This is a genomic window from Stakelama sediminis (assembly GCF_014199335.1).
In the GTDB taxonomy this organism is placed as follows: Bacteria; Pseudomonadota; Alphaproteobacteria; order Sphingomonadales; family Sphingomonadaceae; genus Sphingomonas; species Sphingomonas sediminis.
The window spans coordinates 344,089-367,627 of record NZ_JACIJI010000002.1; the positions used below are offsets into that span (position 1 = coordinate 344,089).

Below are 23,539 nucleotides of genomic sequence, written 5' to 3' on the forward strand. Positions count from 1 at the left end.
ACCACCCCTATTCGCCCTTCTCCTTAAAGGCCCTCTGTCCTCGTCGCCGCCACACCACAAGTTGGCGTTGTCCGTCAGCGCTGCGCAAGGTTGCCGCCGCTTCGACCAGCACCCCAAGGATCACCGCCCGATCGTCATCGGTAAGCTCGACCAGCCCGGCCTTGGCGACGAGGCCGCCCAGCTCGATCAGCCGCCGGGTGCGCTCGCGCCGCTTCATCTGCCAGGCGCGACGATCATGGCGTGCCTGTTGTGCCTGAAGCCGGTTGTGCGCTGCGGTCGTCCGGCGCAACGCTGCCCGGCCTGCCGCGAGCGCCGTCGCCAGCGTCTTCGCGCTCTCCGCGAAAAAAGGCAGCGCCGCGCTTGCGCCACGCCTCCCGGGTCGGACGGGGCGCGGTGCCTGCCTCGAGTAGCGCACCGGCCAGTTCCTCGACGCTCAGCCTATCCGCACCGGTGGCCTGGACGAGTTCGCCCAGCTGGTGCTGTCTGCGGTTTTTGAGCTTCCTTGCCTTGTCGGCAAGGGTTCTGAGTTCAGCATCATAGTCCCGGGGTTTACGCATCGCAGTTGTCCTGAGTTGATCGACCACGCCCTCTCATTTATCGAGTGGGTCGATCAGCCCCAACCTTCTGAAATATCCTGACACTTCGGCGTCGCGAGAAAGATGAAATCTTTTGAGGGCGCGCTTATACGTCGTGCCGACATGCGCTTTTAAGAGTAGCTGGTATGTCGCCATGGCGATCTACCACTTCTCCGCCAAAGTCATCAGCCGCGCGTCGGGTTCGTCGGCGCTGGCGTCCGCCGCCTATCGTTCGGCATCGCGGCTGTACGATGAGCGGCTCGATCGCCACCACGACTTTGCGAACAAGGCCGGGGTCGTGCACTCCGAAGTGCTGCTGCCCGACGGTGCGCCCGAAGAATGGCACGACCGCGAGCGGCTGTGGAACAACGTCGAGGCGGCTGAGGTCAGGAAGGATGCGCAGCTTGCGCGTGAGATCGAGGTCGCCATCCCGCGTGAGCTCGATCAGGCAGAAGGTATTCGTCTGGCGCGCGACTTTGTGAACCGCGAATTTGTCGAACGCGGCATGGCCGCCGACCTTAACGTGCACTGGGACATCGGCGCGGATGGCGAGCCGAAGCCGCACGCGCATGTGATGCTGGGCATGCGCGAGGTGTCGCAAGTCGGCTTCGGCGCGAAGGTGCGTGACTGGAACCGCACCGAGCTGCTCACGCACTGGCGCGAAGCCTGGGCGGGCCACGTCAATGTCCGGCTTGCCGAACTGGATATCGATGCACGGATCGACCACCGGTCGCTGGAAGCCCAGGGCATCGATCTCGAGCCGCAGCACAAGATCGGTCCTGCGGCATCGCGGATGGCACAGCAGGGGCTGCACTCCGAACGCCTTGTCGAGCATCAGGCCATTGCTCGCGCCAATGGCGACAAGATCCTTGCGCATCCGGCGATCGCGCTCGACGCGATCACCTATAGCCAGGCGACGTTCACCACGCGCGACCTCGCGCGGTTCGTGCATCGCCATAGCGAAGGGAAAGAGCAGTTCGACCGGGTGATGGCAGCGGTGCGCGCATCGCCCGAACTGGTAAAGCTCGGTAAGGACGGACGCGGCGAAGACCGGTTCACCAGTCGCGAGATGGTCGCGACCGAGCAGCGGCTCGAGCGCGCGACAGGGCGACTGGCCGGGCGCCGCGACTATGGACTTGCCGAACGGACCGTGCAGGGGGCGCTTGCCCGCTCGGCAAGTCGCGGCCTTGTTCCGGGGGGAATGCAGCAGGCCGCGCTCGAGCATATAACCGACGGGCACGGGCTGCGCATCGTCATCGGCTATGCCGGCACCGGCAAATCAGCCATGCTGGGCATTGCACGCGACGGATGGGAACATGGCGGCTATCAGGTGGTCGGTGCGGCGCTGTCGGGGATCGCTGCGGAAAATCTCGAACAGGGTTCGGGCATTGCCTCCCACACGCTGGCAAGCCTCGAACATCGCTGGGGACAAGGCCGCGCCCTGCTCAACGATCAATCCATCCTCGTCATCGACGAAGCCGGGATGATCGGCACGCGCCAGATGGAGCGCGTACTGAGCGAAGCGGCGAAACGCCATGCCAAGGTGGTACTGGTCGGCGATCCCGAGCAACTCCAGGCGATCGAGGCCGGTGCGGCGTTCCGCTCGATCGCTGAGCGCCACGGCAGTGTCGAGATTACCGAGGTCCGCCGCCAGCGGGTCGACTGGCAGCGCGATGCCACGCGGCATCTGGCGACCGGACGGACCGGCGAAGCGCTGACAGCATATGCCGAAGCCGGTCATGTCCATGCCGGTAGGACGCGCGAACAGGCGCGTCGCGCGCTGATCGAACGCTGGGACCGCGATCGTCAGGCCTGTCCCGGGGCCAGCCGCATCATCCTCACCCATAGCAATGACGAAGTACGCGCGCTTAATGATGCCGCGCGTGCCCGCCTGCGCGCAGCCCAGATGCTCGGCGACGCGGTCGGGCTGGAAGTAGAGCGCGGCGAGCGCGTGTTCGCCAGTGGCGATCGGGTGATGTTCCTGAGGAACGAACGGAGCCTTGGCGTGAAGAACGGAACCCTCGGTACCGTCGAGACCGTGACGCCCGTTAACATGCGGGTGCGCACCGATGACGGCCGATCCATAGCGTTCGATCTCAACCACTATGCCCATATCGATCATGGCTATGCCGCTACCATCCACAAGGCACAGGGCATGACCGTCGACCGCGTCCATGTCCTCGCCACTCCCGGGCTCGATCGTCATGGGGCCTATGTCGCCCTGTCGCGGCATCGCGAGAGCGTCGAGCTGCATTATGGCGAGGATGACTTTGCCGACCGGCCGACGCTGGTGCGCATGCTCAGCCGTGAACGCAGCAAGGACATGGCGTCCGATTATGTGCGAGCGCCGGATCAGCCCCTTACACGGTCCACACCGGCGATCGTACCTCCACCACGTCGGTCGCCGACGCCGGCGTCCCGGCTTTCCGATGCGGTTCAGCGCCATGGTCGCATCGTCGAGCTGATGCGATTCACGAACCGTGTCGGCGATCCTTATACAGTAGAGCAGCGCGCCGAACTGATCGGGAGCCGCGCCGCGCTCGACGCCATCCGACCTTACGCTGCGCAGGATCTCGAAAGCGCCATGGCTGTCGACCATGGTTTAATCGGCGAGGCTGCCAGTGGGCAAACCACCAGGGTCATTCGCGCTATGCAACTCGAAATGGAGATGCGCGAAAACCCGCAGGTGCGCGCCGACATGTTTATCGCTCGGTGGCAGGACCTCGAACGACAACGTGTCGCGCTGCGGCGGGACAACGAAGACTCCAGGATCAGGGCAGTCGAGAAGACGATGACAGGCATGGCCAAAAGTCTGGAGCGCGACCCGCAACTGGAATCGATCCTGCGCATTCGCAAGGGTGAACTGGGCATCCACGCAATGCCCGATCGTCGCATTGGTCAGGCGCTCGCCGCCATGATCGGTAAAAGACGCAGTCGAGGCTTGAGCATCGGCATGTAAACGTCCCCGCGCGCGATCCCCAAATAGGGCAGCTTTGCGCCCCAATTTCGGTCATCCAAGTCTGTTCGCTGAGCACCCGAAAGCGGACATCCGTTTCGTGCCGGCGCAATGGCTATAGTGTTGGCCGTGTACGTTGAAGAGGAGCGTGCGATCAGACGCCGCGAGCGTGCCGTTGTAGTTGCCCAATGGAACCTATAGAGAACGATCTCCATCGTCGTTTGAGTAATCGAGCCGTCGCGAAGATATTTTGGGATCAGCGCTACTTTCGAAAGCGAGAAGGACAGGACGAATAGAACCGATCCGGGACAGACGGGCAGGATAGAACAGGTGAGCGATTTTACAGGCGCCCGGGGGTCCAATACCGGCGACGACTTTCATGAACTCTGGGCCGCACGGCATGCGATGCGGCTTCTCGATGATCGCGATCCGCTACAGGCAATGACGGTCGAGGGCATCGTCCCGAGTGACGCGACCGGTGTGGCAGATTCGACTTGGGACGGTGTCGATTGCGCGCTCTACGAAGGCGGACGCAGAGCGTCGGACGCCGATCGCATCGTGATCGAACAGCTCAAATATTCGGCGGCCAATCCTACGTCCAGCTGGACTGTCGCGCGGATTTGGCAAGGCGAAAAGCGCGAGGACAGCGTGCTCCATCGCTTGGCGAAAGCCTGGTCGGGGATCCGGAGATTGAAGCCCAAGGGTCCGATCGAGGTATCGCTGGTAACTAACCAACCCATTGCCGAGGCCTTGGCTGCCGCGGCGGTAAAGATCGCGGCCGGCGATGTCGCGGTGCCTCGCGACCGTCCGAAGGGGCAAGCCACGGACGAAATCAAGCTAGCCTACGCTTCCGGCTTGGCCAAAAAAGATCTGCCGCTCTTCGCCGGCGCGCTCCGCTTCGACGGCAGCACGGGGTCTCGCTTCGCCATTGAGGACAAGCTGCTCGGCGACATGGCCGGCTGGACCGATCTCGAGATGCAAACGGCGGTCGCCAAACTGCGGCAGTTCATCCGGCATCGCATGCGGCCGGAGTTCGCGGGGGAGGTGATCACCAAGGAGAAGATACTCATCGGGTTGGGCGTCGCGGACATGGGCGCGCTGTTTCCATGTCCTGCGGAACTAAAGCCGGTCGCGAACCGGGTGCCGCGGGCAAGCGTAGCCGACGCGGCCTCGAAACTTCTCGCCGGAGAGCAGCGCATCTGCCTTCACGGTGTCGGTGGAATCGGAAAGACGACTGCGCTCCAGCAGATCGAGGCGGCCCTCCCGAACCATTCGGTCATGGTTACCTTCGATTGCTATGGTGGCGGCACCTATCTCGACGCGGCTGCGCTGCGGCATCGCCCGATCGACGCTTTCCTGCAGCTAAGCAACGAGCTTGCGACCCGGCTTCGATTGCCTATCCTGCTCGGCCGGCATCAGTTCAGCGACCCGGCACGGCTGTTCTGGAATCGCCTTTGCCATGCCGCCAGGGCGCATGCGGCCGAATATCCAGATGGCTTGATCGTGATCGCAGTCGACGCGGCCGACAATTCCGTTACCGCCGCCGCCGCCCGCAAGCCGGCGGAACAGAGTTTCATTCGGGATTTTCTGGAACTGGGCGAGCTGCCAGCAAATGTGCGGTTCGTCGTCACCGCGCGCACCGGCCGGTTGCCGGAGATCGCTCTGCCTGGCAATTATGTGCCGATCGAGCTCCAGCCGTTCAGTCGTGCCGAAACCGAAGCCCATGTGCAGTCGGTCTGGAACGCGCCGGCCGAGTGGCTCGATCTTTTCCATGAGCTGACGCACGGCGTGCCGCGCGTCCAGGCCTATGCCTTGGACCTGGGCGGGGCTGCGCCAGAACTCGCCATCGACCGCCTCCTGCCCGGTGGTCGGTCGCTGGACCAGGTATTCCGCGAACAATTCCGGCTGGCGCTCGGCAAGAGCGGCAATCCGGCTGACGTCGCGAAATATTGTGCAGGACTTATTGCGCTTGCCCGCCCCGTACCGCTGACGGACTTGAGCGGCGTCCTCGATATCCCCGTCCCAGCGTTGATCGACATCTGTACCGACATGGCACCGGCGATCCGTTTGCGCGGCGACCAGGTCGGGTTTGCCGACGAGGACTTTGAGGATTTCGTGCGCAAAGAGGGCGCGTCGGCACTTAACGAGATTACGCGCCGAACCGCCGAATGGCTATTCGCGCGGTGCAAGAGCGATGCCTATGCCGCGCAGCACGTCGCGGGCGCGCTCCTGTCTGCGGACCGCGGCGCCGATCTGCTGAACTTGGTCGAGGAAGAACCGTCGCCGCCCGTGATCCTCGATCCCGTGGGACGCCGCGAAGCGGAGCTTACCCGCCTGCGTCTTGCGATTCTCGCTTGTCGCCAGGCGGGCGATGCTGCGCGCGCGATGCGATTCGTGTTGATCGGCGGAGAGGGGTTGAAGACCGAGCGCGCACTCCGTGCGCTGCTCGCAAACAATCCCGATCTTGCCGTGCGCTTTGCGCCGGAGACAGCCGGCCGGCTAATCCTGACCGACCCTGAGCAGATCGCCTATCATGGCGCCTTTCTGATCCAGAAGCAGGTCGTCGATGCCATTGCGGGCGATCACGTCTCGCTCCGCGAAGGCGGGCGCCTGATCCGCGCATGGATGGCCGAGCGCCAGGATAGCACAACCGAGCACGATCGGCGCGACTGGCGAGTCGACGTTTCCGATGTCGCGGCGAACATCGAGACCGTGCTGCGCGTAAAGGGGCCGGCAGAGGCACTGGAAGCACTTGGCACCTGGCGACCGAGGCGGCTGCGGCTGAAGGTCGCAAGGCAGCTCGTGCCCCGCCTTCTTGCGCAGGGCGAGGGCGATCTCCTTCATCGGATTCTCGCAACCGGTGTCCTGAAACCCTGGGAAGAGCCGTTCCTACTCGTGCCGATGACAATAGCCGGCGAGACTGTCGATTCGAAGCGCCTCGCGGCAGGAATCGCCGCGCTGCTGCGGCTTCGGCTCGACATTAGACGCTTCCTGTCGGGTCAGACATCGACAACGGATCTGCGTGGCTGGATTATCGATATCATTATGTCGGGGTGCGAGCTGCTGGCCACCGAGACCGCGGCGAAGACCATGGTGGATGACTTTCTCGACGCCATTTTGCAGCCTGCTAACAGACGGATCGAGAATCAATTCATCAGCGCGACCGCAAGTCTGGACTTGCTGTTTCGTGCGCATGCACTCCGTGCTGCCCGTGCCAAGGCGACGCCGATATCGACAGACCTATATGTCCCGCGTCCCGAGCCGGAAACGAAGGAAGAGAAAGAGCGTCGTGCCTGGCGCGGGGACGATGCGGACCGCAAGCTCAATGAGCTCACGAACGCGATCTTCCCGATCTACGCGGCCACTGCGACCGCGCTGGTCATCGCCTCTGACCCGGCCGCGCTCGCGGAAATGCTGGAAGCGGCAGCCAAGAAGCGCGAAGACAATAGTTGGCGTCTGGCGCGCGATTTGAGCGGAAGCGTGCTCGCCCAGGCGGCGGCGCGCACCATGATGCTTCTGGCCGCGCGCGGCGCCGATTCGAACCTGCTGCTGTCCACGGCGCGGCGCGTGCATGGACGATGGGGAACCGGAGACCTTGCCCCCGATCTCGCATTCGGAGAGCGCATCGCGCTTCGCTCGGAACTGCACGCGGACATGCTCGCCGATATCACCAAATCGGTCGTCGCAATTCGCGGACGCCGTATCGGTGCAGACGAAAAATCAAAGGCGCTGCTCGCTTATGCGCGTCTGTTAGTGCCGATCAGTCCCGACGATGCCAGCGCGATCTTCCAGAGCGCAGTGGAGGCGGCAAGCCAATTGGATCGAGAGATCATTGGACAGCTGAAACTGCTGGCGGTGCTGTTCAAGCAGGGGCGCACCGATGTGGCGGATCGACGCACAGCCGCACGCGAGCTCTCCGAAGTGCTGGCCGACGCCGCGATCCGCCTGGACGGCGAGGGAGAGCTTCCATGGGATTCCGTGATGGACGCCCTTGCCCAGCTCGACCTTCCACTCGCCCTGGCCAATGCCGCCAAATTGGAAGACGCAAACCTCGCAAGTTTTCGAGAGACGCTCGAGCCTGTCCTGAAATCAGGTTTGGCGACCGGCCTGGTTTCGCCGTCTGTCGCTATGGCGCTCGCGCTGATGATGCAGGGCGATCATGGCGTTGTCGAAGCAGCGTTGCAGCATCTCCCCTCCGATGCCCCCCTTGCAACATTTCTGGAAGAAGCGGCCTGGGATGCGCTCATCCGGCACGATCACCGTGACAACGAGAAGCTGATCGCGCGTGTTGAAAAGGTGCAATCGCCGGGATTCATGGGGAACGCGCTGCTCCAACGCGGCGCGTTCCTGGCCAAATTGCCGGAGGTAGAACAGGGTCGTGTCTCCTACGGACCGGGAGGTATCGACAGGACCTCCAAGGCCACAACGCCCCGGCCTGGCTGGGCGCGGGATGTCCTGCTCGACACCGAAAAGCTCGAACAAGAGATCAAAGCGGCGCTCAATGTCGCGCGTGCGAGCAAGAATTATATCTCTGCCTCCGAGGTTGTCGGATGGGCCGCTGGCAATGTTGGCCTGCGGGATCGCATCGCTTTTCTGGACGCCCTGTCCGGCGTGAAGATTGGCGTCGGCGTTGAAGTCGTCGAGCGGCTTTTGACCCTGTTGCCGCAATGGGATTCGCCTGCAGTTCGGCATTGGGCATCGTCGAAACTTCCGGGCGTGATCACCCGCCGGCTCCCGGATTTCATTCGCTACATCGCGCACGGCGAGACGTCGCTCCCCAAGGCGATCGAATGGACCGGGATGCCCTCCGCTTCGGTCGTCGATCTTATGCTCCGCGGGGTGGAACTGCACGGGCAAGCATTCAGCGGTGACCAAGTCTTTGCCCTGGCAGTGCTGATTGCGGGCCATCTCGAATCGCAATCGGCGGCCGGCACGGCGACCTGGTATGCGCGAAGACTGGCAGACCGTATCGATCTCGAAGACCGCGACCAAATCTGGGCGTCGGAAGACGTGCCTGTTGGCATCCCCGAGGCCGTTGCCCGCTTCTTGTATGCATGCATGGGCGATTACGATGTCCGAGTCCGATGGCGTGCCGCACACGCGATGCGGCGTCTGGCGAGGCTCGGCGCAACCGCGGAGCTGCAAGCGCTGACTTGCGAGCATGGCCGCAAGACCGAGACCGTATTTCGTTCGCCCGCTCTCGATTTCTACTGGATCGCCGCGCGGATGTGGTTCGTCATCGCGTTCGATCGCATTGCGGGCGAGGTACCGCAGGTCGCCACGCTCGCCGGCACGGAACTTCTGCGCACAGCATTGGATCAGGATTTCCCGCACATTCTCCTGACAAGCTTCGCGCGCGACGCTTGTCTCAAGCTGGCCGCAGCGAGCGTGCTTCCGCTTGATAAGGACACCCGGCACGCTCTCGAACGCGTGGGCAAATCGGCCCTCGAACCGGTCGAACGTCCGGATTGGTCTGCACGCGGCACGCGAAAACCCCTTTCGATTGACAAGGAACGACGCTTCGATTTCGATCCGATGGACACCATACCCTATTGGTACGATCGCGTGCTCGATGCCTTTGCCGATGTTTCCCAGGCGCAGCTGCTCGCCGAAGCGGAAAACTGGATCATCGACCGCTGGGGCTATGACGGAAAAATCCGCTCCTACAAAGCCGAACGCCGGGGCCACCGGTTCTCGGAGCGGGAATGGTCGCTCGCCAGCAATGGGCATGGGGCGAACCCGACACTGGAAAGGCTCAACACGTATCTCGAGTGGCACGCCCTATGGTGCGCGGTCGGTCAATTGATGAAAACCGAGCCACTCGCGGCAATCCCCGATAGCGATTGGGATGCCATGGCTCGGACGGTGTCGGGCGAAATGCTTACCCAGCCGCCGCACTGGTCCACGGACATTCGGCAACCCGTGCCGCTTCGCGAGGACTTCTGGCGCCAGTCCAGCGAGCCTCTGGGCACGTGGGTCGATCAGGTAACGGAAGCCGAGATGCGTAGTGAGCTGATGCCGGCGGATCGCCCGGAATATCTGCTGGTTGCCGGCGGTTGGCGGATCGCCACCTATGAACGTTCCGAGACAGTTGCGTTTTCGAGCGCGCTTGTGGACCCGGAGCTCGCACCATCGCTGCTGCGCACGCTCCAGACGATGGAGAGTGCCTGGGACTATGGGCTCCCGCGAGACGGAGACGAGTCGGATCATGACGAGGTCGAACACGGCCCATACCAAATGATCCCATGGCTTCGCACGATCTCGGCGGTTGGCGATATCGATGAGCTCGATCCGCTTCGCGGGAATGCCAGCCTGATCGACTGGATGCCTGGCCATCGCGTGTCCGGAGCGCTCGGCCTGGCCCGAAACCATGAAGGTAGAATCTCTTGGTCCGCGCCCGGCAAGCCGCCCATGTTCCTCTACGAGGTTTGGGGAGAGAATGAGCGCGACGAAGAACGCTATCAGGCGCAACGATTCGTGGCCGGCCGTCGGCTTTTGGTCGAGCGTGAGCAATTGCGGGAATTTCTGGCAGCCGAGGGTCTCGAGCTGGTGATCGAAGTGGAGATCAGACGTGAAGGACGTAACAGTCGACGAAGCTATGACGCGGAAGATCAAACCCCCGAGGCGGCGTACGACAGAGTCTACCGCTTCGACGGCGATGGGGGATTCCACGTCGCCGAAGGATATATTGGGCGTTGGGCGGGTGATCGTTCGGCAGCTTGAACTTGATGCGCGCGGCGAGCTTCCGACACGATGGATGGCACATCATCTCGCCGAGCTGATCGAGACCGCCGAGCGAAGCGAGGGGAGCGAACGCCAGTCGGCCGAGGATCGCGCTGTCGATCTCATTCTAAAGCTCTGGACGAATCGCCGAGCTCTCCCAATCCCGGCTGACCCCTTGGCAGGATATGGCCCGGCCATCAAAGTTCTCGCCTCTATGGTGCCCAGTGGCGATCCCTGGCGGATATATGGCCGCAGGGAGACGAGTGACGATCTACTGCGCGAGATGTACGCTGCGCTGGTACATCTGGTGATGAGCGGCCTGCTCCTAACCCGCGGCCCTGAGATCCGCGCGATCGACAATGCGGAATGGCAAGCGCTTACCGATGAAGAGCGTGAGCTTGTCGCCTTTTTTGAGCGCTGGCGGGCGTTCTTTGCGACGCCCGTGCCCAACAAGGTAGATTTGAAGAGACTCTACGAAAAATTGATCAACGGTGACTTCGAGTCATTGAAAGACCAACCAGCACCCTCAGGACAGAGGGAAGAAGTCTCGATCGATCTGGAAGGCGAGCGCCGCGCGATCTTGTCCCATGTCGAAGTTTTTCAGGAGCGCTTGGAGAAGCTCGTTGAAAAATGGCGCGCGACTCTGGCGGATGATATGGTGGGTGAAACTGATAATAGTGCGGATAACGCGTAGCATTTTTCAAACAACGGACGAACGTTTCCTCTGTCGATCAATAGGTCCTAGTGACGGTATCTTCACCGCCGAAAGTCCGCTTCGCTGGGTATCTTCCCGGCATCTGCCTTTCTGCAACCGGCCCAGTTTCAGACCATGCATTGCCTAACTCATCGCCTTAAGACTGGCGCTGAGTCGCTCATGGCCTCTTACAACGGTTCATCAAAGCCAGCACATTGTGTGGGACGAAATGTGGGCGTGGTTTCCGCCGGATCGTCAAAAATCCACGAATCTCGGCGATTTCTGCTTGACGATGGTGACCCCTACGGGACTCGAACCCGTGTTTTCGCCGTGAGAGGGCGACGTCCTAGACCGCTAGACGAAGGGGCCATACGCGATATCGCGTGGAAGCGCGCAATTAGGGCTGCGCACGCTTCCCGTCAAGCGATACGGGCTGGTTTGCTTCCACCTGCTTCAGGGTATTGTCGTCCCAGCCCCCGCCAAGTGCCTTGTAAAGCGAAGCGGTGGCTTCCTGCAGCGTGCCGTTGCTCTGCGCCAGCGCGTCCTGCTGATTCAGCAGCGACCCCCGAGCCTGCAACACCGCTGACAAATCGACGAGGCCAACATTATATTTGGCATCAACGGCATGCAGCGCGCGTTCTGCGCTATCGACGCTGACGCGCAGTTGCTTGTTACGCTGACGCTCGCCCTGAATGCGCACCAGCGCATCATCGACGTCCCTGAGCGCGCCGAGCACCGTCTTGCGATAGGCGATATAGGCCTGCTGACGTTCTTCCTGACGCTCTTTTACCTCGCCCCTGCGCTTGCCGAAATCCAGAATCGGGAAGGCGGCTTTGGCAGCCGCTGTCGCCTGCAGACTGTCGGTTGAGAACAGATTGGACAGAGCGGTCGAAATAAGCTGTGCCGCTCCGGTCAGGCTGATCTTCGGGTAGAGATTGGCAACCGCCACCCCGACGTCGGCCGTCGTCGCCGCCAGCTTGCGTTCAGCCGCCCGTACATCGGGCCGACGACGTAATAGCTCTGACGGCAAACCGGCAGGGATTGCGGGCGGGGTAATCACATCCTGATGCGGAGCACTAAGTTCGGCAATGAGTGCGCCGGGATCTTTACCGAGCAACACGGCAAGCGCGTGCATCTGAATACGTTCCTGAATCAGCAACGGCTGCAGTGAGGCGCGTGTCTGCGCCAGACTGGCCTGATCGCGTACCTGATCGGTTTCCGGGGTCAGTCCGACCTGGACCCGATGCGCCTGAAGCGAATCCATGCGTTCACGGCGGGCGATCTCTGCTCGCAGCACCGTTTCCTGTTGCTGAAGCGTGCGCAGCTTGAGGTAATTGTCGGCGACTTCTGCGGCGAGCGACACTGCGACGTCGCGCGCGTCCCATTCCGCAAGCCCGACCCGCGCAGCCGCGGCCTGGGAACTGCGCCGCCCGCCGCCGAACAGGTCAAGTTCCCAGCTTGCGTCAAATCCCGCAGAGTAGGTCTTGATACCGTCACCGGGCAGGGCAACACCCCCGCTGTTGCCGCTACCCGAGCCGCCACCGCTAAACAGCGAAGCGAGAGAAGAAAAACCGGCATTCTTTGAAAAATGAATATAGTTACCGCCAGCATCCGCGTTGATCTGTGGCAGATATTGCGCATGCGCGATGGCTTCTGCGGCGCGTGCCTGACGCAACCGCGACGCGGCCGTTTGCACATCCAGTCCTTCGGACATGGCTTCATGCACCAGCTTGTTGAGCTCCGGATCGCCGAATGCGGTCCACCAGTGCGCCAGATCGACATCATTGGCAGGAGACGCAGCTGCACCGGCTTCCGCGAATTTTGCGGGAACAGGAAGGTCCGGTGCGTGATAGTCCGGCCCGACCGTACAACCGGCAAGCGCGGTAGCACCAATCATGGCAGCGAGTAGTCTGGGGCGAAACATCAATGGGCTCCCGCAGGCGCCTTGGCACCTTTTGAATTGCGCAAAAAGAGGGCGACCGGGCTGACGACAATGACCACGATCATCATCGAATGGAAGGTGTCGAGGAACGACAACATCGAAATCTGCTGCTGGATTGTACTGTATAGCACACCGAGTTGCAGACCGCCTTCACCAAACAGACTGCCTGCCTTGTTCATCCACTCGGTATAGTTCGGATTGAGCGGGCTGAGGCCGTTTACCATATTGGACTGTTCAATCTGGTGATAATTGGCCAGCATCACCTGCGCGAGTGCAATACCCACCGTGCCGCCAAGGTTGCGCGACACGTTCAGGATGCTCGACGCCTGAGCGGTCTTGCGCTGCGGCAGGCCCATATAGGCGGCGGTGTTGATCGGGATGAACAGGAACGGCAGCGCCATCGACTGGATCATTCGTGCCATTGACGCGTCCATGAAGGTGATGTTCGCGTTGAAGGTCGAAAAATGCCACAGAGCGACTGCCTGGATGATCAAGGCCGGAAAGATCAGCCATCGCACGTCCACCTTGTCGCTCAGGCGTCCTGCGATCGGCACAGCCGCCAATGTTGCGAAACCACCGATAGTCAGCGCCATGCCGGCATCCGTCGCCGAATAGCCAAGCACTTGCTGCAATAGCTGGGGAATAAGCTGCGTTGTGCTGAACAACACCAGTCCGGTGGTGAACATCACGATGTTGGTGATCGCGAAATTACGGTTTTTCAGCAACCGAAGATCGATGATCGGATCGTCATGATTGAGTTCCCAGACCACGAGCGCGATCAAAGACGCAGCAGAAAGCACCGCGGTGATGAAGATGAAGTTGTTGGCGAACCATTCGTGCCGCTCTCCGCGGTCCAGGGTGTATTCCAGAAAACCGAGACCGAATGCGACCAGCGCAAAGCCGAGATAGTCGACCCGCAACCCGCGCTTGAGCATGGCGAGGCGTTCTTTCTGGATAACCTCCGGCTCATCGACGAAAAGCTGGATCAGGAACAGTGCGACGATCCCCACCGGCACGTTAATCAGGAAGATCCAGTGCCAGCTTGCATGATCGGTGATCAGCCCGCCGATGGTCGGACCGAATACAGGACCGACAATTACGACGATGGCAAAGGTCGCAAAGGCCATGCCGCGCTTTTCGGGTGGAAAGGTATCGGCGAGCATCGATTGTTCGACCGGCGCCAGCCCGCCGCCGCCAACGCCCTGAAATAATCGGGCTAGAATAAGCACTTCAATATTCGGCGCGATCCCACATAGGAACGACGATCCGGTGAAAAGCGCCACCGAAATCATATAATAGCGCTTGCGCCCGATCACATCCGACAACCAGCCGGAAATCGGGATAATAATCGCGTTGGCGACCAGATAACTGGTCAGCACCCAGGTAGCCTGATCGACCGAAATCGACAGGCCGCCCGCAATATGATTGAGAGACACGTTGGCGATGGAGGTGTCGAGCACTTCCATAAAGGTCGGCAAACTGATGATCGCAACGATCAGCCAGGGGCTATACGGCCCGGCAACCGATCGTTCCGAGGTCCAGTTGGCCGATTGTGCGCCGGCATCCGCCACGGTTCAGCGCACCTTTACCGTGGGCTCAACGGACATGCCGGGACCAAGCGGATATTTCATCCAGTCCGCGCCATCGTCTTTGCGATCGAAAACAATGCGTACGGGAACGCGCTGTACGACCTTCACGAAGTTGCCCGTGGCGTTCTGCGGAGGCAGAAGGGCAAATGCCTGCCCGGCACCGCGCTGGAAGGAGTCCACATGGCCATGGAATTTCAGGTCCGGAAACGCATCGACCTTGATATCGACCGGATCGCCCCGCTTCATATGGGTGATCTGCGTTTCCTTGAAATTGGCGGTAACCCAGATGTTGTCGGGAACGATCGCCATCATCTGCGTTGCCGGGGAAACGGTGCTGCCGACATTGACGCTGCGATTGACAACCTGCCCGCTGATCGGCGCGCGTATTTCAAGGTCGCCGACCGTCACATTCGCTTCGCGTACCCGCGCTTCGGCAGCGCTTTTCTGGGCCTGTGCGGCAGAAACGCCGCGCTGCGCAACCACCACATCAGCCTTCGCGCTTTCAACCTGACGTCGTGCAGCCTGTGCCTGCGCGGCCGTACTTTGCGCCTTGGCACGCGCCTGATCGAGCTGGGTTGCGGCAACCGCAGAGGAATCGATGCTCTGCAATTTTTCATACCGGGCAAGATCGCGTGCGGCAGTGCGCGCATCCGCTTCCGGCGCGGCGGCATTGGCCTGTGCCTGCCGGACCTGCGCACGCGCAGCCGTCAGGCGGCCCAGAGCCTGCTGAATCGAGGCATCGGCTTCCGATATCCCGGCCTGTGCCTGCGCGAGTTGTGCGGCGGGGCCATAGGGACGAATTTTCGCGAGCAACTGGCCGGCGGTGACATGCTTGTTGTCGGATGGCGCGACCCAGATGAGCTGCCCCGAAATCTGCGGCTGAAGGCGAACGATGTGCGCATCGATGAACGCGTCGTCCGTGGACTCATATTTACGGGCATGCGCATAATATAGCCGCCCCGCGATGAGCAGCACGGCAAGAATACCGATCAGGATGATCCAGAAAAGCGGGCGGCGGAAGAGGGGCCGCTTCTTTTCACCCGCTTCCGTTTCCGACTGCCCGGCGGCATCGTTGCGCTGTTCATGATCCTGCATGTCGTGCGATTGCCCGTTGTCGGCAGTTTGATCGGCTTCACCTGAACTCATCGTAATCCCCGGACTGTCGATATCGGCTCGCGGATAATTACTGGACGCAAGCGTTTTGCAAACGCCGACCAGCTAATGGCGATCCCTGCATTGTGCAAGTGCGTAATGAATATATTTGACCGGAGGTTCCCGTGGCAGTGGCGGACCACTTGTCGTGAAACGCAGGCCAGTCCCGAAAACCGCTTATTATCGCTTCACTTTTTCGAACAGGTCGATCAGCTCGCTGAACTTTACCTGTTGCTCGTGCGCATCACCGGCGGCGATTGCGTCCGCCACGCAACAGGCCGCATGATCCTTTAGTATTTCGCTTTCTACTTTGGCCAGAGCGGACTTCACCGCCTGAATTTGATGCAGAATGTCGATGCAATAGCGATCGTCCTCAACCATCTGCGCGACTCCGCGCACCTGCCCTTCGATCCGGCGCAGGCGATTGATGGTCGGTGTCGTGTTCTTGCTCATGCGTTCCATGCCTTGTCATACCCCATGGGGGTATATAGTGAAGCACTCGTCAGGAGAATTACAGTGAGCGCTTCTTCGAGTTTTTCCCGCCGTAGCCTTTTGCGGGCGGGGGCGATAGGTAGCCTCGCCAGCAGCGTTCCCGCATGGGCGAGGGGACTTCCTATACAGGATACCGTCATACGGCCCGGTTTCGATACCGTCAGGGGCGACGACATTCACCTGCATATAGGGACGGGATCGCGAACGGTGCAGGGGCGGCATGGCAAGGCGATGGCGGTGAACGGCAGCGTACCGGGTCCACTGGTCCGCCTGAAGGAAGGGCAGCATGTCCGTCTGCACATTCGCAACGGCCTGAATACCAGCAGTTCGATCCACTGGCACGGGTTACTGGTGCCGTTTCAATATGATGGCGTTCCCGGTGTCAGCTTTCCCGGCATTCCGGCGGGCGGCAGCTTCGTCGCGGAGTTTCCGGTGCGGCAGTCCGGCACCTATTGGTGGCACAGTCATTCCGGTCTGCAGGAACAATCCGGCCATTACGGCCCTATCGTCATTGACCCTGCCGGCGCCGATCCGGTGCAGGCGGATCGCGACTATGTGCTGATGCTGAGCGAATTCACGCCGATGGACGCGCATAGGATCATGGCGCGGCTGAAACAGGGGGAGGGCTATTTCAACTATCAGCAGACGACCGCCACCGACGACTATCCGTTAAGCGGTAAAAAGCGTCGCATGTGGGCAAAGATGCGCATGTCCGCCACGGACATTTCGGACGTCACCGGTTCCACCTACACCTATCTCGTTAACGGGCGCGGCCCGAAAGAGGGGATGGAATATGCCTTCAGGCCCGGCGAACGCATCAGGCTGCGGGTCATCAACGGCAGTGCGATGACCTTTTTCAATTTGCGCATACCCGGACTGCCGCTCACCGTGGTTGCCGCAGATGGCCAGAATGTCCGCCCGGTGCAGGTCGATGAACTTCAGATCGGCGTCGCGGAAACCTATGACCTGATCGTCGAGCCGTCGACCAGGGCGGCCTATACCATCGTTGCAGAGGCGATGGACCGTTCGGGCATGGCGGTCGCGACATTGGCGTCCTCGCCCGGTCTTCGCGCGCCGGTTCCTGCGCTGCGCGACCCGCCGCTGCTCACCATGGCGGATATGGGCATGGCGATGGGGCATAAGGACATGAAGATGGGTGCGATGTCCGACAGCATGGCGATGCCGGGCACCCCCATGTCCATGCAGGATCATCGCCCCAAAGCCAACGCTGCAAAACCCGGCATGTCGATGGCGAATGGAAGCATGTCGGGCATGGATATGCGCGACACGTCTCGTTTGCCGAAAAATGTGAAAACCGGCCCCGGTCTGGACATGGTGTCGATGCACCCGGCCGATCGGATGGGCGATCCCGGTATCGGTCTGGAACATGTCGGCCACAGCACGCTCAATTATCGCAAACTCGTCGCCCTTGAACCCAATCGGGACGTGCGGACACCGACGCGTTACAAGGAAATTCACCTGACCGGGAATATGGACCGCTATATGTGGTCGTTCGACGGCAGGAAATTCTCCGCCGTCAGCGATGATCCGATCCGCTTCGCTTATAAAGAGCGGGTGCGCGTAAGGCTCGTCAACGACACGATGATGGCGCACCCCATTCATCTGCACGGGCACTTTTTCGAACTGGTGAACGGCGCAGACGTTGCGCATCAGCCGCGCAAGCACACGGTGATTGTGCAGCCCGGCGGCAGTGCGCGGTTCGACCTGACGGCCGATGCGCCGGGTGACTGGGCGTTTCATTGCCATCTGCTGTACCATATGCATGCAGGCATGTTTCAGATCGTCTCCGTCGCCAGCCCGGGGGAGGAGGCATGAAGGCGCTGCTGACGTCTGTCCTGATCGTCTTACCGGTATCGGCGATGGCGCAGGACATGAATCATGCCGGGCATGGCACGATGCAGATGCCGGATCATAAGCCGGCCGAGAGCACGGTTCCCATCGTACAGACGCCGCCTCCGCCGAGCGCGGGCAGTGGCCCGGCCCGTGCGGCCGATGCCGTATGGGGGGCGGATGCCATGCGCGATTCCCGTAAGGCGCTACGCGAAGAGAATGGCGGAATGAAGCTGTTCTGGGTCGATATCGATCGCGCTGAATATCGGATGCGATCCGGTCGGGACGGCTATCTCTGGGATGCCCAGGGCTATTATGGCGGCGATATCGACAAGCTCTGGGTTAAGAGCGAAGGGGAGGGCAGTTTTGGCGACAAGCCCGAACAGGCGGAAGTGCAGGCCTTGTGGAGCCATGCGATCGGCCCGTGGTTCGACTTTCAAAGCGGCGTCCGCCATGACTTCGTACCGCACGGCAGAACCGATGCCGTCATCGGTGTTCAGGGACTCGCGCCCTATCAGTTCGATGTGGAGGCAAGCCTGTTTCTTTCGTCAAAAGGCGAAGTACGCGCCCGAACCGAGGCGGAGCTGGACCAGCGCATTACCCAAAGATTGATCCTGCAACCCCGTACCGAGATTAATTTTTCAGCACAGGACATTCCTGAACTAGGTGTCGGGGCAGGGCTCGACAGGGCAGAATTCGGGCTTCGGCTGCGATACGAATTTGCGCGCGAATTTGCGCCCTATATCGGCGTGTCGCAGGAATGGCGGGCAGGACGCAGCGCCACCTATGCGCGAGCGGCGGGAGACGATCCCAGCGTTACCAATTATCTTGCGGGCATTCGACTCTGGTTCTGAAGACGCTCAACCGACGTTATTGCGCCGGTGTTTTCTCCTCCGTGACCGGCACGGGGCCATTGGCTGTTGCATCGAGCGTCTGATCGCCGCCCAGAACCTGATACAGCGTGACCAGATTGTTGGCGCGCGTCAGTTCCACCTGCACCAGCGAACGCTGGGCACTGTACAGCGAACGCTGCGCGGTCAGGCTCTGCAGGAAAGTGTCAATGCCGCCGCGATAGCGCGCGTCGGAAAGCGTGTAATAATCCTGCGATTCCGATTCCAGCCGTTGCGTCGCCGCAAGCTGACCGTCGATCGTTCCGCGCCGCGCGAGGGCATCGGCAACTTCACGAAAGGCAGTCTGTATGGTCTTTTCATAGGTCGCCAGCGCGGCATCGCGCTCGGCACGTGCTTGCGCTACCCCGGCACGTCCGGCTCCGGCCTGAAAAATCGGATAACTCGCACTCGGACGAACGGACCAGTTGAACCCATCGCCATCAAACAGCCCGCGCAGCGATCCACTGGCAAGCCCGAGAACCGCAGTGAGTGAGATACGCGGGAACAGGGCTGCCCGGGCCACACCGATCTGCGCATTCATGGATTTCAGTTGATATTCGGCCTGCACCACGTCCGGCCGTCGCAAGAGGATGGTAGAGTTCAGCCCGGCAGGCAATTCCCGCAAGGTATCCGAAGCCTTGCCGATATTGTCGGGCAACAGGGACGCGTCGACATCGGTACCGACCAGTAATCGCATCAGATTGGCGTCCTGTGCCAATGCAGTCTGGCTGGCGGCAAGGTCGGCCTGCGCCTGAGAAAGGATAAGCTGTGCCTGTCGCAAATCGGTGCGCGGAGCAATCCCGCCATTGAGTCGCGATTGGGTGAGCGAGACACTTTTCTGCGCGCTTTTGACCGTTTCCTGCGCAATGCCGAGCAGACTGGAGTCTGCGGCATGTTGCAGCCAGGCATTGGCGATACTGGCGACCAGCGCGAGCCGTGTGGCGCGCGCGCCCGCCTCGGTTGCGAAATACTGGTTCAGCGCGGCATCGCTCAAGGATTTCAGGCGTCCGAACAGATCGATCTCAAAGGCGGTCGTGCCGACATCTGCGGTATAATAGGTGTTTGTTCCGCTGCCTCCAGTGATCGCGGTTCCGGTTGTGCTCCCGGTGCCTCCTGTAGCACTCGTCGTCGTCCCGCTGCTGCCATGCGCGACCGTCGCCCCGGCACTGGCATCGATTTCGGGCAGACGGTTCGCGCGCTGAATACGATATTGCGCGCGCGCCGACGCAATATTCGCCGCCGCGACCCGCAGATCGCGGTTATTGGCCAGCGCGAGCTTGATCAGCTTTTGTAGCCTGGGATCGGTGAATATCTCCTGATAGCTGACAGACGGAAGCGATGCTTCCGACTGGTGCAGATAAGCGCTGCCGACCGGCCATGACGGCGGCACTGCCGCTTCCGGACGATGATAGGCCGGCTCCAGCGAACAGGCCGAAAGGCCCACCAGCGCGATCAGGGAAATGCTGCGCCGGATCATGCGCCTGCCTCCGGTTCAGGGTTAGAAGGCGCTTCGTCGTGATGCAGTTTCTTCAGCATATCGCGCGTACCGCGACGGACCATTACGAAGAACAACGGGATATAGAAAACCGCCAGGATCGTCGCGGTCAGCATCCCGCCGATCACCGCCGTCCCGATTTCGATACGGCTATTCGCACCGGCCCCCGTCGACAATGCCAGTGGCAGCACGCCGAAGATAAAGGCAAATGAGGTCATCAGAATCGGACGAAGCCGGATACGGGCAGCCTCCAGCGCGGCATCGATGACACGCTTGCCTTGCTTTTCAGCCTGTTCAGCAAATTCAATCATCAAAATGGCGTTCTTCGCTGCCAGTCCCATGGTCGTTAGCAGACCGATCTGCATGTAAACGTCATTGTCGAGACCGCGCAGCGTCACGGCGAAAACCGCACCCACCAGACCAAGCGGAATGATCAGCAGTACCGCAACCGGGATCGACCAGCTTTCATAGAGCGCCGCAAGGCACAGGAACACCACCAGCAGCGACAGACCGTAGAGGAGCGGTGCCTGCCCGGACGACAGGCGCTCCTGATACGACAGGCCGGACCATGCAACCGAAGTGCCCGGAATTTTCGCGGCCAGGGATGCGATTTGCTGCATAGCCTGTCCGGAACTTACACCCGGTGCGGCCTGGCCTTGTATTTCATAGGAAGAAACCCCCTGAAAGCGCGAAAGCGTTACCGGGCTTTGCGTCCAGGAAGTCGTGGCGAACGAAGAGAACGGTGCCATCTGCCCGGTTGAGGACCGCACATACCATTTGTCGATATCGCTCGGCTTTTCACGAAATGGCGCATCGCCCTGCACATAGACGCGCTTGACCCTGCCGCGATCGACAAAGTCGTTGACATAACGTCCGCCCCAGGCCGCCGAGAGGGTAGTGTTCACATCGCTGGAGGATAGGCCAAGCGCATGAAGCTTCTGCTGATCCAGTGAAACATGCAGAGTGGCTACATCGGGGAGTTCACTGGGGCGCACGGCGACCAGCTTCGGATCCTGCATCGCCATACCGAGCAACTTGTCGCGGGCCGCCTCAAACTGCGCCTGCGACAGCCCGCCGGTATTTTGCAGCTCCATGGTGAAACCGTTTGACTGGCCAAGGCCACGGATCGCGGGGGGGACCAATGCGAAAACCTGTGCATCGCGATAGCCGCTGAGCGCCTTCGCCAGGCGTTGTGTAATGGCGTTGGCGCTGTTCTTTTCACCCTTGCGTTGCGACCAGTCCTTCAGCGCTACAAACCCGGCACCTGTATTCTGTCCGCCCGGCGCACCCGCGCCACCGATACCGCTGACTGTGAACACGGTTTTCACGTTATTCTTCTCATGGTTGAGAAGATAATTCTCGATCGCTTTCTGAATGACGATGGAGCGCGACTGTGTAGCACCCGGCGGAAGCCGGAACTGCACGATGGCGCTACCCTGATCTTCTGTAGGCAAAAAGCTCGTCGGAAGCCGGAAGAAAAGCAGGGCGAGCAGAGCAACGATGAGCAGATAAATCAGCAGGAATGCCCATTTGCGATTCACGATAGTCTGCACGCCATTTTGATAGCGTGCGCTCATGCTGTCGAAACCATGATTGAAGCGGTCTCTCGCGCTGGCAACTCGGGAACTGGCACGGGGGAAACGTCGGGACAGCCAACTGCTTTCGCCCTGCGCACGTTGCTTGAGCAGCGTGGCGGTCAATGCAGGGCTGAGGATCAATGCGACCAGGACGGAAAGCGCCATTGCAGTGATAATCGTCAGCGAAAACTGCTTGTAGATGACCCCTGTTGAACCGCCGAAAAACGCCATCGGCAAGAAAACGGCCGACAATACCAGCGCAATCGCGATCAACGCGGTCTGGATTTCCTTCATCGACTCAATCGTTGCCTGGCGCGGCGTCATATCGGGGTTTTCTTCGAGCAGGCGCTCGACATTCTCCACGACGACGATCGCGTCATCGACCAATAGCCCGATGGCAAGCACCAGCCCGAACAACGTCAATGTATTGATGGAAAATCCAACAATCGCAAAAACGCCGAACGTTCCCAGCAAGACCACCGGCACCGCAATGGTAGGAATGAGTGTCGCCCGCCAGCGCTGAAGAAATACGAACATCACGATCACCACAAGAATGATCGCTTCGATCAGCGTTTTTACGACTTCATCGACCGACAATTTAATGAACGCGGTTGTGTCGAAGGGGAAAGTATATTCCAGTCCCTCAGGGAAATTCTTCGCTTCCTTCCGCACCTCTGCCTTAACGGCCTGAGCCGTAGACAGGGCATCGGCGCCCGGGGCGAGCGATATGGCGATACCGGCGCCGGGATGTCGATTGACGCGCGATAAAATGCCATAGCTTTCGGACCCAAGCTCAACACGCGCAACATCGCTCAGGTGAACCACCGATCCATCGGACTGAGACTTAACGATAATATTGGCGAATTGCTTCGGTGTCTGAAGCCGGGACTGGGATGTCACTGTGGCATTCAGCATCTGGTCTGCCGGCATAGGCTGCCCACCGATTTCACCGGCGGCAACTTCGGTATTCTGCGCCTGAATGGCAGAAATGATGTCGCCGGGCATCAGCGAATAATTCGCCAGCTTTTCCGGGTTCAGCCAGATCCGCATCGCATATTGCGCACCGAAAACACGGGTGTCGCCGACGCCGGGAACCCGTCCCAACGGATCCTGAAGGTTGCTGACGAGATAGTCCGAAACGTCCCGGTTCGTCATCTTGTCGTTCTTGTCGTAAAATCCGACGATCAGCAGAAAGTCGGGGTTGGACTTCGTAACGGTCAACCCCTGTTGCTGAACCTGTTGCGGCAGACGTGACAGAGCCTGCTGAACCTTGTTCTGCACCTGGACCTGCGCGATGTCGGGGTCTGTTCCCTTCTTGAAGGTCGCAGTGATCGTCGCAGATCCCCGCGAATCCGAGCTCGAACTGAAGTATAAAAGGCCATCAATGCCCGTCAGTTGCTGCTCGATAATCTGCGTTACGCTGCTTTCCAGCGTTTCCGCCGACGCCCCCGGATAGGTTGCCCGGATGTTTACCTGCGGCGGCGCAACGTCGGGATATTGCTCGGTAGGCAGCGTCAGGATCGCACCGACGCCCGCAAGCATGATGATGATCGCGATGACCCAGGCAAAGATGGGTCGGTCGATAAATACGCGTGACAACATG

13 protein-coding genes and 1 tRNA gene are annotated in these 23,539 nt (G+C 60.8%); 5 read left to right on the forward strand and 9 right to left on the reverse strand.

Annotated elements, in window-relative coordinates:
- Nucleotides 1–7: 7 nt before the first annotated feature.
- Nucleotides 8–352: a conjugal transfer protein TraD gene (locus tag FHR23_RS08140; protein ID WP_425506358.1), complete on the reverse strand. Its 345-nt coding sequence runs from the start codon at nt 350–352 to the stop codon at nt 8–10.
- Nucleotides 234–557: a conjugal transfer protein TraD gene (locus tag FHR23_RS08145; protein ID WP_184002723.1), complete on the reverse strand. Its 324-nt coding sequence runs from the start codon at nt 555–557 to the stop codon at nt 234–236. Before FHR23_RS08145 ends, FHR23_RS08140 begins: the two co-directional genes overlap by 119 nt.
- A 172-nt stretch (nt 558–729) precedes the next feature.
- Between FHR23_RS08145 and traA the strand changes: the two genes are divergently transcribed.
- From traA to FHR23_RS08160, 3 genes are all read left to right on the forward strand, one after another.
- Entirely contained in the window at nt 730–3,534 is a 2,805-nt protein-coding gene (gene traA / locus FHR23_RS08150; RefSeq protein WP_184002725.1) for a Ti-type conjugative transfer relaxase TraA, read from the forward strand.
- Nucleotides 3,535–3,861: 327 nt separating this feature from the next.
- Nucleotides 3,862–10,254, forward strand: coding sequence for a hypothetical protein (locus FHR23_RS08155; protein WP_184002727.1), 6,393 nt, complete (start codon nt 3,862–3,864; stop codon nt 10,252–10,254).
- Nucleotides 10,235–10,948: a hypothetical protein gene (locus FHR23_RS08160; protein WP_184002729.1), complete on the forward strand. Its 714-nt coding sequence runs from the start codon at nt 10,235–10,237 to the stop codon at nt 10,946–10,948. The genes FHR23_RS08155 and FHR23_RS08160 overlap by 20 nt, the downstream gene beginning before the upstream one ends.
- 293 nt (nt 10,949–11,241) lie before the next feature.
- Here the strand turns inward: FHR23_RS08160 and FHR23_RS08165 are convergent.
- From FHR23_RS08165 to FHR23_RS08185, 5 genes are all read right to left on the reverse strand, one after another.
- A tRNA-Glu gene (locus FHR23_RS08165) sits at nt 11,242–11,317 on the reverse strand.
- Nucleotides 11,318–11,345: 28 nt separating this feature from the next.
- Nucleotides 11,346–12,872: an efflux transporter outer membrane subunit gene (locus FHR23_RS08170; protein WP_184002731.1), complete on the reverse strand. Its 1,527-nt coding sequence runs from the start codon at nt 12,870–12,872 to the stop codon at nt 11,346–11,348.
- Nucleotides 12,872–14,461: a DHA2 family efflux MFS transporter permease subunit gene (locus FHR23_RS08175; protein ID WP_184002734.1), complete on the reverse strand. Its 1,590-nt coding sequence runs from the start codon at nt 14,459–14,461 to the stop codon at nt 12,872–12,874. The genes FHR23_RS08170 and FHR23_RS08175 overlap by 1 nt, the downstream gene beginning before the upstream one ends.
- Nucleotides 14,462–14,464: 3 nt before the next feature.
- Complete coding sequence (locus tag FHR23_RS08180) at nt 14,465–15,625, reverse strand: HlyD family secretion protein (RefSeq protein WP_184002736.1); 1,161 nt, start codon at nt 15,623–15,625, stop codon at nt 14,465–14,467.
- Between the two features lie 186 nt (nt 15,626–15,811).
- The gene (locus FHR23_RS08185) at nt 15,812–16,084 is read right to left on the reverse strand and encodes a metal-sensitive transcriptional regulator (RefSeq protein WP_184002738.1); all 273 of its coding nucleotides are present in this window, start codon (nt 16,082–16,084) and stop codon (nt 15,812–15,814) included.
- 24 nt (nt 16,085–16,108) lie between these two features.
- On the opposite strand from FHR23_RS08185, the gene FHR23_RS08190 reads away from it, so the two are divergent.
- Together FHR23_RS08190 and FHR23_RS08195 are read left to right on the forward strand one after the other, a co-directional pair.
- Nucleotides 16,109–17,959 carry a copper resistance system multicopper oxidase gene (locus FHR23_RS08190; RefSeq protein ID WP_184002739.1) on the forward strand — a complete coding sequence of 617 codons (1,851 nt, stop codon included), beginning with the start codon at nt 16,109–16,111 and terminating at the stop codon, nt 17,957–17,959.
- A complete protein-coding gene (locus tag FHR23_RS08195) occupies nt 17,956–18,828 on the forward strand; it encodes a copper resistance protein B (RefSeq protein ID WP_184002742.1) in 873 nt (290 codons plus the stop codon). The genes FHR23_RS08190 and FHR23_RS08195 overlap by 4 nt, the downstream gene beginning before the upstream one ends.
- A 16-nt stretch (nt 18,829–18,844) precedes the next feature.
- Here FHR23_RS08195 and FHR23_RS08200 read toward each other — a convergent pair whose 3' ends face one another.
- Both FHR23_RS08200 and FHR23_RS08205 read right to left on the reverse strand, forming a co-directional pair.
- The gene (locus FHR23_RS08200; RefSeq protein ID WP_184002744.1) at nt 18,845–20,341 is read right to left on the reverse strand and encodes an efflux transporter outer membrane subunit; all 1,497 of its coding nucleotides are present in this window, start codon (nt 20,339–20,341) and stop codon (nt 18,845–18,847) included.
- Nucleotides 20,338–23,538: an efflux RND transporter permease subunit gene (locus FHR23_RS08205; RefSeq protein ID WP_281377203.1), complete on the reverse strand. Its 3,201-nt coding sequence runs from the start codon at nt 23,536–23,538 to the stop codon at nt 20,338–20,340. Before FHR23_RS08205 ends, FHR23_RS08200 begins: the two co-directional genes overlap by 4 nt.
- Nucleotide 23,539 lies beyond the last annotated feature (1 nt).

Bases quoted from the DNA above. Each gene is read 5' to 3' on its own strand.
- FHR23_RS08185 (WP_184002738.1), bottom strand. From the start codon at position 16,084: ATGAGCAAGAACACGACACCGACCATCAATCGCCTGCGCCGGATCGAA.
- FHR23_RS08195 (WP_184002742.1), top strand. From the start codon at position 17,956: ATGAAGGCGCTGCTGACGTCTGTCCTGATCGTCTTACCGGTATCGGCG.
- FHR23_RS08170 (WP_184002731.1), bottom strand. From the start codon at position 12,872: ATGTTTCGCCCCAGACTACTCGCTGCCATGATTGGTGCTACCGCGCTT.
- FHR23_RS08145 (WP_184002723.1), bottom strand. From the start codon at position 557: ATGCGTAAACCCCGGGACTATGATGCTGAACTCAGAACCCTTGCCGAC.
- FHR23_RS08180 (WP_184002736.1), bottom strand. From the start codon at position 15,625: ATGAGTTCAGGTGAAGCCGATCAAACTGCCGACAACGGGCAATCGCAC.
- FHR23_RS08205 (WP_281377203.1), bottom strand. From the start codon at position 23,538: ATGTTGTCACGCGTATTTATCGACCGACCCATCTTTGCCTGGGTCATC.
- traA (WP_184002725.1), top strand. From the start codon at position 730: ATGGCGATCTACCACTTCTCCGCCAAAGTCATCAGCCGCGCGTCGGGT.
- FHR23_RS08190 (WP_184002739.1), top strand. From the start codon at position 16,109: ATGGGGGTATATAGTGAAGCACTCGTCAGGAGAATTACAGTGAGCGCT.
- FHR23_RS08200 (WP_184002744.1), bottom strand. From the start codon at position 20,341: ATGATCCGGCGCAGCATTTCCCTGATCGCGCTGGTGGGCCTTTCGGCC.